Consider the following 9,770-nt stretch of genomic DNA (forward strand, 5'->3'; position numbering starts at 1 on the left):
CACCCCGGCCCGTCGTGGAGGACATGAACGAGCGGAGCGTGGCCGGATGAGCCGGGTCGCCTTCCACCGTCCGGCCCGTCACATCCTTCCGGCGCTGCCGACGGACCGGATCGTGCTGCCCGTACCCCCCGAGGTGCCGGACGCCTCGACCGGTTCGCACGCCTGGAACCTGGTCCTGCCGCTGATCAGCAGCGTCGGCATGGCCGCGTACATGGTCAGCTTCGGGCAGCCGGCGACCATCATCCTCGGCTCGGTCTTCTTCTTCTCCTCGATCGCCGCCGTCGTCTTCCTCTTCCTCGGACAGCGGCGTACCCGAGGGGTCACGGCCCGCAAACAGCGCCGCCGGTACCGCAGCCACCTGCGGCTCGTGCGGGACCAGGCGCGGCAGAGCGCCAACGCGCAACGCGCCGCCTCCGCGCTCGCCAACCCCGAACCGGCCCGGCTCTGGTCGATCGGCGTCGGCGGCCACCGCGTCTGGGAACGCCGTCGCGACGACGCCGACTTCCTCCAGGTCCGGCTCGGCCGGGGTACGGTCCGACTGACCACCCCGATCGAACTCGACGCGAAGATCGACCCGCTGACCGACTACGACTGGGAGTCGCAGGAGGCCGCCGAACGACTGGTGGAACGACTCGGCGTGGTACCCGAGCAGCCGATGGTGGTCGACATCGGCCGGGCCGGGGTGATCAGCCTGCTCGGCCCACCGCCGGCCACCGCCGAGGTCGCCCGCGCTCTGCTCTGCCAGGTCAGCGTCTTCCACGCGCCGGACGACGTGCTCGTCGCGGTGGAGGCCGGCGGGGACGACCAGTGGCAGTGGGCGAAGTGGCTGCCGCACACCATCGACCCGGAACTGCGCGGCGAGGCGGGGGAGCTGTCGCTGGTCGGGGAGAGCCCCGCCGCGCTCACCGACTACCTGGAGGCCGAACTCCGACGCCGCCTCGACCAGCAGGGCAACCGGCGCCCGACCACCGGCGGACCGACCCTGCCCCGGCTGATCCTGGTGTTCACCAGCTTCGACCCGTTCTCCGAGTGGGGGCGTGGCGAGCTGATGGCCGCCCTGCTGGCCGGGGCCGGTCCGCATCTCGGCATCACGCTCGTCTTCCTGGTCCAGCGCGAGTCCGACGAACCGAGCCGGGTCAACCTGCGGCTGCGGTGTGGAGCGGACGGCCAGCTCACCACGGAGGGCAGGGCGGACCTGGTCGTCACACCCGCCACCGACTGCCACGTCGACCGGGTGAGTCTGGGCATGGCCGAGCTGGTCGCCCGGACCCTGGCACCGCTGCGGCTCAGCGACGAACGGGAGCAGGTCCTCGCCCGCACCGTTTCGCTGACCGAGATGGTGCTCGGCGGCGACCCGATGAACTCCGAGATCACCAGCCGCTGGATCGGTGCAGGTGACCCACGGCTGCTGCGCGCCCCGATCGGCACCGACGGGGACGGCCACCCGCTGGTGCTGGACATCAAGGAGTCGGCGCAGGGCGGCTCCGGCCCGCACGGCCTGATCGTCGGCGCCACCGGCTCGGGCAAGAGCGAGTTGCTGCGGACGCTCGTCACCGGCCTGGCCCTGACCCACCCGCCGGAGCTGCTCAGCTTCGTGCTGATCGACTTCAAGGGCGGTGCCGCCTTCGCCCCGTTGACCGGGCTGCCGCACGTCGCCGGTCTGATCACCAACCTGGCCGACGACGCCGCGATGATCGACCGGGTGCTCGCCGCGTTGATGGGCGAGCAGCAGCGCCGGCAACGCATGCTGCGCGACGCCGGCAACATCGACTCGGTACGCGAGTACCAGAGCCGCCGCGCGGAGGGTGCCGTCGGCACCGACGGTCGTCCGCTCGACCCGCTGCCGTACCTGCTGATCGTGGTGGACGAGTTCGGCGAACTGCTCTCCGGCCGGCCGGACTTCGCCGAGTTGTTCGTGCAGATCGGCCGGGTCGGTCGAAGCCTCGGCATGCACCTGCTGATGGCCACCCAGCGGCTGGAGGAGGGGCGACTGCGGGGCCTGGACTCCCACCTGTCCTACCGCATCTGCCTGCGTACGTTCAGCGCCAGCGAGAGCCGTACGGTGATCGGCACCACCGACGCGTACAACCTGCCGCCGATCCCCGGATCCGCGTACCTCAAGGTGGACGAGTCGATCTACCAGCGGTTCCGGGTAGCGCACGTGTCGGCCGGGTACGTCTCGGCCGAGGAACGCGAACGGGCCAGCGGTGCGAAGCCCCGCAACACGGTCGCGCAGTTCCCGCTGCGGGGATTGACCCGGATGACCGAGGAAGAGCTGGACGAGCCGCCACCGGCAGCGGAGCGGGGCGGCCAGACCGAGCTGGGCATCGTGGTGGACCGGCTCACCTCGATCATCAGCCCGGTGCACCAGGTCTGGCTGCCGCCGTTGCCGAAGGCGCTCGCCCTGGACCACCTGCTCGGCCCGGTCGCCCACCACCCCGGCCGGGGCTACAGCGCGAAGCACTGGCCGATGACCGGCTCGCTGTCCGTGCCCATCGGCCTGCTCGACCTGCCGTTGAAGCAGGAGCAGGAAACGCTGATGATGGACTTCGGCGGGGCACACGGCAACATCGCGATCGTCGGCGCACCGCAGACCGGGCGCAGCACGCTGCTGCGGACCCTGATGCTCGCCGGGATGCTCACCCACAGCCCCGACGAGATGCAGTTCTACTGCGTGGACTTCGGCGGCGGCACGCTGCACACGATGGCCGAGGCGCCGCACGTCGGCTCGGTGGCCGGTCGTAGCGATCGTGACCTGGTCAGCCGGATGATCGTCGAGGTCCGGTCGCTGATCAGCGAACGGGAGCAACTGCTCCGCTCCCTCGGTCTGGACTCCATCGCCGACCTGCGGGACCTTCGCCGCGCCGGCAAACTGCCCGAGGGCGTACGCGCCGCCGACGTCTTCCTCTTCGTCGACAACTGGGGCGCGCTACGGACCGAGTTCGACTGGGCCGACCCGGTCATCAACGAGATCGCGGCCCGTGGACTCGGCGTGGGCGTACACCTGATCATCACCACCGGCCGGTGGAACGACATCCGCCCCGCCCTGCGGGACAGCATCGGCACCCGGATCGAGTTGCGCCTCAACGACCCCGCCGAGTCCGAGGTGAACCGTCGGCTCGCCGCCCGGGTGCCGGCGAAGGTGCCCGGCCGGGGTCTGAGCCTGCCGGGCGTCTACTTCCAGCTCGTCCTGCCCCGGATGGACGGCCAGGACAGCATCGACGGTCTACGCGCGGCCCAGCAGGACGTACTCGGAAAGATCGCCGCCGGGTGGTCCGGCCCCCCGGCCCCACCGGTACGCCTGCTTCCGGCACGGATCGACGCCGCCGAGGTACCCGCGCCGCCGGACGCCGCCCCGACCGCCGTACCCATCGGTATCGGCGAGTCCGACCTGAAGCCGGTGACCGTCGACCTGATCCGCGACGACCCGCACTTCCTCGTCTTCGGTGATGCCGGCTCCGGCAAGTCGACGGCCCTGCGTACCTGGCTGGCGGCGCTCTGCGCGCGCCAGTCCGCCTGGGACGCGCGGGTGGTGCTGCTCGACGCCCGGCTCTCCCTGCTCGACGCCGTGCCGCAGGACCACCTGGCCGCCTACGCCGGCGACCCGGACACCGCCAGCGCCTACGTCCAGCAGGTGGTCGCGAAGCTCACCGAGCGGCTGCCACCGGCCGGGATCAGCCCGCAGCGGCTGCGCCAGCGGGACTGGTGGGAGGGGCCGGACATCTACGTGGTGGCCGACGACTACGACCTGCTGCCCACCGGCTCCGCGGCCCCGCTAGCCCCGCTGTCCCGCTTCCTGCCGCAGGCCCGCGACATCGGCCTGCACCTGGTGCTCGCCCGCCGGGTCAGCGGCATGGCCCGCGCCATGGCCGACCCACTGCTCAACCGGGTCAAGGAGATGGGTTGCAGTGGCCTGATCCTCTCCGGCGACAGCCGAGAGGGCGTCGTGCTGGGCAACGAGCGTGCCGCCGCCCGCCCACCCGGCCGAGGAAGCCTCGTCGAGCGGTCCCAACCGGGCCGACTGATCCAGGTCGCGCTCCCGCCGCCCGTCCCGGAGACACCCGAGCAGGACGGTCCCGACACCGCCCCGGCGTGACCGCCCCGGTGTGACGTGGACGGCGTGGGAGGGCCGGCGTGACGTGGACGCGTGGATTTGCCGGGTATCGGCAGCCACGACCGTCGGCCGGCGACGACGAGCACGGGCTCACGGTCCGTCTCGGGGCCTGTCGAGCTGATAGCGGCAACGAATCACCCCGCCCGACGGCGTGAACGGTTCAGCTCGACAGGGCGACACCCGAAGTAGACGTGGCGCGCGAAGTAGACGTGGCGCGGCGGTAGCCGAATATCTGCTTCAACGGCGGGCAATTCGCCGGATGTGTTGCGTGGAGTGAAGCAGAGCAGAGGCGGCACACCGGTGGGTACGGACGAGAGCCGGGGAAGGGGAGGGGTGGCGTCCCCATTACGGGACGTCGGCATAGCCCCCGTATGAGCGTGCGGTGCCACGCCCTGCCGGGGTGGGTGCCGGATGAGGGACTACCGGCTGCTCCGTGTGTCCTGCGAGGCTGGGGCCATCGTCGCCGACGGCCGTGCACGGTCGTCCGGAGGCGGATCGGCGAGGGAGGGGTTGCTGTGGTCAGCGGGCAGGCGGATTTCAGCGAGATGTTGGCTCGGACCCAGGCGCTTGAGCACGAGGTCGCCGAGCTGGCGCAGTCGATGAGCAACTCCGAGGTGGTCGGGTCGGCGGCCGGCGGGGGCGTGACGGTCACGTTGGCCGACAGCGAGTTCCAGGCGGTGTACATCGACCCGCGCGTGATGGAGACCTGCGACGCGGACGAACTGGCCGACCTGGTGCTGGCGGCGCTGCGGGACGGGACCGAGCAGTTGCGCGTGCAGGCTGCCGAGCGGATGACGCTACTGACCGAGTCGATCAGCAGGCTGGCCGGGTAACAACCGATCGTGGACCCCACCGAGGCGACGCAGACGCCGGCCCGGCGGGCGGTGCGGTGGCGGTCGGACTTCGTCACCGCGTTCGTCGAGTACGCCGGGTCGAAGCCGGCCAGCGACCGGTTGTCGGTCAGGCTACCGACGCTGATCACGGTAACTGCGGTGTGCATGCTGATCTCCCTGGTGGTGGGGATCTTCTGGCAGCTCATCAGCCCACGATCCAAGGCCGGTGCGGCGGACCCGGGCTACGTCGCGACGGCGGGCTGGGGCTGCGACACCACCAACGACCACGGGTTCGACGTGCAGGGACGGACCGACCAGTGGCGTACGGTGGCCGACGGCGGATGGTCCGAGGGCGGCTGTCGGGGTACCTTCCAGACACTGCCGATCAGCAACGACGCCGACCAGTCGGTCCAGTGGTGGTTCGTCCCGTCCACCGGCGGGCAGTGCCGAGTCGAGGTGTACGTGCCGCGTGGCACGTCCGGCGCCGGCACCTGGGTGACCAGCGTCCGCTACGAGGTGCTGGCCGGTCGCGGCGGCGCCGCGTACGCCGAGTTCGAGATGAACCAGGCGCAGAACACCGGGCGGTGGGTGGACGTCGGCGCGTTCCCGCTGCGCACCAACGAGTTGGCGGTACGCGTGACGGCGCGGGCGGCGGGCGAGGCCGACGCGCGACTCGCGGTCTCCGCCGTACGTGCCACCTGCGGCCGGTGACGGCCGCCGGCAGGTAGTGAGCCGGAAGAGGGAGGGGAACAGTGCGAGGGCTGCGCCGGATCGTCGTGGTGTGCCTGACCGCCCTGGCCGTGCTCGGGCCGGTCGGGCCGGTCCACGCCGCCCCGGCCGACACGCCGGCCGGCTCCAAGTACTACGTCGTCGGTGAACCGATCGCCGGCCAGCGCGAGTCGCTGTACGAGATCTCGGCCCGGACCCTCGGCACCGGCCGGCGGCACCTGGAGATCTTCGAGTTGACCAAAGGCCGTCCGCAGCCGGACGGTGGGCAGCTCACCGACCCGATGGTCCTGAAACCCGGCTGGGTGCTGACGCTGCCCGCCGACGCCAGCGGTCCCGGCGTCTACGACGAGTACCCGGTGGCGACGCAGGCGGCCCCGCCGGCGCCCCGGGACCTGTCGACTCCGGGACGGCAGGGCGCCCCCGTCTTCGAGGCCATCGGGGTGTTCGCGGCCGTCATGTTGTTCGCGGTGGCGGTGGCGGTGCTCCGCGGTGGGCGTGGTGCGCGAGGCGCCACGGCACCGGCGGTGTCCGCCGCCCCGCCACCCCTGTCGGACCCGCCGCCGCTCTCCGACCCGCCCGCGCCGTCGGACGCGCCACCCGTACCCGGTCACCCGGCCCGGTCCGGCCCGCCGCCGACCGACGCCGAGCGCGAGCTGGTGCTGGCCGGGGCGCACTCCTCCGCACCGCCGGTCGTGGACCCGTATCCGGCGACCGCCACGTCACGGGCCGCGTACCTCCCACCGACGGCGCCCGAGCGACCGGTGGCACCGGAACGGCCGACCGCACCCGAACGACCGGCGCGACCGTCGCTCGCCGGCCGTCTACGGCCGGTGGGGCCGCCCTCTCCGGAACTACCGCGCCGGACGCCGTCGCCGTCCCCGGTACCACCCCTGCCGGAGCCGTCCGCCGGGCCGCGTCGACCGGAGGTCGCTGTCGACGCCACCGAGCTCAGCGCCGACCTGCGGGCCGAAGGGCTCAAGCTGAGTGTCTCCCTGAACGGGGCCCGGGACGGGGCGGCAGCGCCGTTCGGCTGGTACGGCCCGGGTGAGGCACCGCCGGCCGCCACCATGCCGCTGCTGCTCGGCGACCGCGACGGCTGGCGGCTCTATGTCGACCTGGTCCGCTGCCCGGACGTGCTGACCGTCGCCGGCAACCTGCCCGACGGGCAGCGCTACGCGCGCCGGCTGATCCGGCAGGCCCTGGCCGACGGCAACGAGGTGACCGTGGTCGGGGACGTCCTCGGCGAGTCGCTGCCGAACGGATGCAGCCGGGTGGCGCAACTGTCCGACGTGGAGCCGTCGCCGACTCCGGGCATCGTGATCTGCGCCCGGCTCGCCAACGGCGACGGACGGGTGGCCCGCGAGCTGCGTACGGCCGGAGTGCAGGTGCCGGTGGTGCTCGGTGAGGTGACGCCGTCGCGCTGGTCGATCTCGGTGCGGCCGACGGAGGAGCCCGGTGTCGAGCTGTCGTGAGTGGAGTGGACTACGAGGCGGCGCGCCAGCCGTGCGACAGGTGCCCGTGGGTCAGCCGACCGTGCGTCACGCGTCCCTGGGTCACGTGACCCAACTCGATCGCCATCCGGGTCAGCTCCGCCTTGTTCGTCACGTTGAGCTTGGCCCGGATCCGCTTGGCGTACGTGTTCACGGTCGCCTGGGACAGCCCCATCCGGGTGGCGATCTGCGCGTGGGTGAGCCCGAGCGCGATCCAGCGCAGCGTCTCCACCTCGCGCGGGGCCAGTCCGTTCTCGTCGGCGTCCGCCGGGCGCGACAGGTCGGCCGCGAACCGGTCGGCCAGTTCCGCGCCGATGTGCAGCCCACCGGTGGCGACCACGCGCAACGCCAGGCGTACGTCGGGTTGCTCGGCGTACCGGGTGATCACGCCTCGGGCCCCGGCCCGGACGGCGGAGAGCAGGCCCGGCGGCTGCTCCCAGGTGGCGCAGACCAGCGGGGCGCCACGGGTGGCGAGCTTCCCGATCAGCTCCAGCACGCTCGCGCCGGGCAGCGCCGGCAGGTCGATGAAGATCACCCGGTAGTCCGCCGGTCCGGCCTGCTCCAACTCGCCGACCGAGCCGACCGAGGGGCCGAGCGCGAGGCCCGGCTCGTCCTGCACCAGCCGCTCCATCCCGACCCGCGACAACGGCTGGTCGCAGACGATCGCGACCGTACCCAGATCCTGTTCCATCGCCGTACCCCTTCTCTGCCCGGTGCATCACACGACGGACGCGGGACTCGCCGTGTTCAGTGCGGTGATGGCGGGGACTCGCCGACCTCGGATTGAGAAAACCAGGTACCGCCGTCCGTTGAGAGGACGTGCAAGGGGGGACATCGAGGAACGGACGAGCGTCATGACCGGCAGGCCGCCGCCGACACCGGCTGCCCGGGCGCGCCCGGAGCACCGGCGCATCGACGGGCTCTACGACATCTGGCTGCGTACCGGCCCGGACGGGCTGCCGGTCGCGCTGCGGGGCAGCGGGACGCCGCTCGACGCCGGACAACTCGCCGACCTGGTCCGCCGGGGCGGTGGGGCGGGCGACGACGTCCGGATCATGATGGACGGTGGCGAGGAGCACGCGGAGATCTTCGCCGAGCTGGCCGGGATCCTCGGGCGGGACGTGCTGATCAGCCCGGCCGGCAGCGTGTTGCGGTACGACGGGGACCGCGAGCCGGAGCCCAGCCTGGTGGACGCCCGGGCCGGGCGGCCGGCGGAGTGGCTCGTCGTCCAGCCCCCGGCGATGGCCACCGGACTGCCCGGTTGGTATGAGACGACCGGCGGCGTGCTGCGTCCCCGGTCCGGTGTCGTCGCCGCGCCGCTGCCCGGCGGGCTGACGCTCGCCACCCGGGCCGACTTCGTGGCCCGCCGGGCCGCTGCGGTGGACCTGGCCCCGGGTCACCCGGAACTGACCACGATCGGGGTGTCCGTCCGGGGCGGCGGCTTCGTGGTCGGCGACTACACCGGCTCCTACCAGGTGACCGGTGGGCGTCAGCTCGCCGCCGCCCTGTCGGACGTGCCGCTCTACGGCAGTGAGATCCGGATGTGGCTGCACTGGCCCTCCGACCCGGACGAGCGGCAGCGGCTGCACGCCAACCTGGCCGCGTTCGCGGACAACACCGGGGCGATCGTGTGGGCGCCGGAGCGTACCGCCGCCCTGGAGATCCTGGAGAGTTGCCAGGACCTGAGCGCGGTGGACCGCGCCGGCGGCCCGGCCGAGTGGCGTACCTACCTGCCGCCGATGGCCGCCTCACCGCGCTTCGAACCGGACCAGGACGGCCGGTTGTCCCCGGCCGGGCGGATGGTCGTCACCCCCTATCCGGGTGCGCCCCTGGTCAGCGTCGCGCCCGCGCGCCAGCGGGCGATGAACTCGCGGTACAGCAGCCTGCGGGCCCAGCACGGGCTGTTCCGGATCGATCTGACCATCCTCAACGACGGTCGGTGGGCGGTGCAGTACGCCGACTCCGGGCCGCACGCGCTCGGGCCACGGGTGCTGCAACGGATGCTGCGCACGGCCGGCTGGCAGGGCGAGGACCTGCTGCTGCTGGCGAGCTATCCGGCCTCCGCCGAGGCGGGGGTCCGCCGCTACGGCAGCCGGCTGGTGGAGGGACTCCGCGCCGAGGTGTGGGTGCTGCCGCCGGAGGCAGCGTTCGACAGCGTCGACGGTACGGCCCGCGCCGTCGACGAGCGGGGCCGTCCGGTGGACTGGCAGCGCCTCGACCTGGACGACTCGCAGCGACGCTGGCAGAGCGACGACGGCGTGCTGGTGACGGCCGAGAGCAGCAGCCGTCCGGCCGGCACCGATCGTGTCGCCGGCACCGATCGCATTGCCGTCACCGGCCGTCCGGCCGACGCCCCTTCCCGCGCGCCGGAGAGCATCGCCGCTGTCCCGGACAGCGCTGAGCGGAGCACCGCGTCCGAGGCGACGCCCTCGATCGACCGGCAGCAGGCGGGGGAGCCCGCTCTGTCCACCTCGCCCTCGGTGTCCGACGTCCGGGCGTACCCGGGGTCGCCGTGGACGGGACGCCCTGCGGCGGCGACGTCCGGCCCGGTGTCCCCGGTCCCGGTGGTGTCTCTTATACACCTCTGACGCTGCCGACGAAGGC

6 protein-coding genes are annotated in these 9,770 nt (G+C 72.8%); 5 read left to right on the forward strand and 1 reads right to left on the reverse strand.

Annotated features, from left to right (window positions below; translation table 11 throughout):
- The first annotated feature begins 46 nt into the window (after nt 1-46).
- From eccCb to EYA84_RS00605, 4 genes are all read left to right on the forward strand, one after another.
- Complete coding sequence (gene eccCb / locus EYA84_RS00590; RefSeq protein ID WP_131051003.1) at nt 47-4,096, forward strand: type VII secretion protein EccCb; 4,050 nt, start codon at nt 47-49, stop codon at nt 4,094-4,096.
- Between the two features lie 563 nt (nt 4,097-4,659).
- A complete protein-coding gene (locus EYA84_RS32315; RefSeq protein WP_161594869.1) occupies nt 4,660-4,947 on the forward strand; it encodes a YbaB/EbfC family nucleoid-associated protein in 288 nt (95 codons plus the stop codon).
- 9 nt (nt 4,948-4,956) lie between these two features.
- Nucleotides 4,957-5,658: a hypothetical protein gene (locus EYA84_RS00600; protein ID WP_131051005.1), complete on the forward strand. Its 702-nt coding sequence runs from the start codon at nt 4,957-4,959 to the stop codon at nt 5,656-5,658.
- A gap of 41 nt (nt 5,659-5,699) precedes the next feature.
- Nucleotides 5,700-7,148, forward strand: coding sequence for a hypothetical protein (locus EYA84_RS00605; RefSeq protein ID WP_131051006.1), 1,449 nt, complete (start codon nt 5,700-5,702; stop codon nt 7,146-7,148).
- A gap of 10 nt (nt 7,149-7,158) precedes the next feature.
- Here the strand turns inward: EYA84_RS00605 and EYA84_RS00610 are convergent, their stop codons facing one another.
- Entirely contained in the window at nt 7,159-7,857 is a 699-nt protein-coding gene (locus EYA84_RS00610) for a response regulator transcription factor (RefSeq protein WP_131051007.1), read from the reverse strand.
- Between the two features lie 163 nt (nt 7,858-8,020).
- Between EYA84_RS00610 and EYA84_RS00615 the strand changes: the two genes are divergently transcribed.
- Nucleotides 8,021-9,754 carry a hypothetical protein gene (locus tag EYA84_RS00615; protein ID WP_131051008.1) on the forward strand — a complete coding sequence of 578 codons (1,734 nt, stop codon included), beginning with the start codon at nt 8,021-8,023 and terminating at the stop codon, nt 9,752-9,754.
- Nucleotides 9,755-9,770: the final 16 nt, after the last annotated feature.

Origin of the sequence: Verrucosispora sp. SN26_14.1 (genome assembly GCF_004307965.1) — a bacterium.
Lineage (GTDB): Bacteria > Actinomycetota > Actinomycetes > Mycobacteriales > Micromonosporaceae > Micromonospora.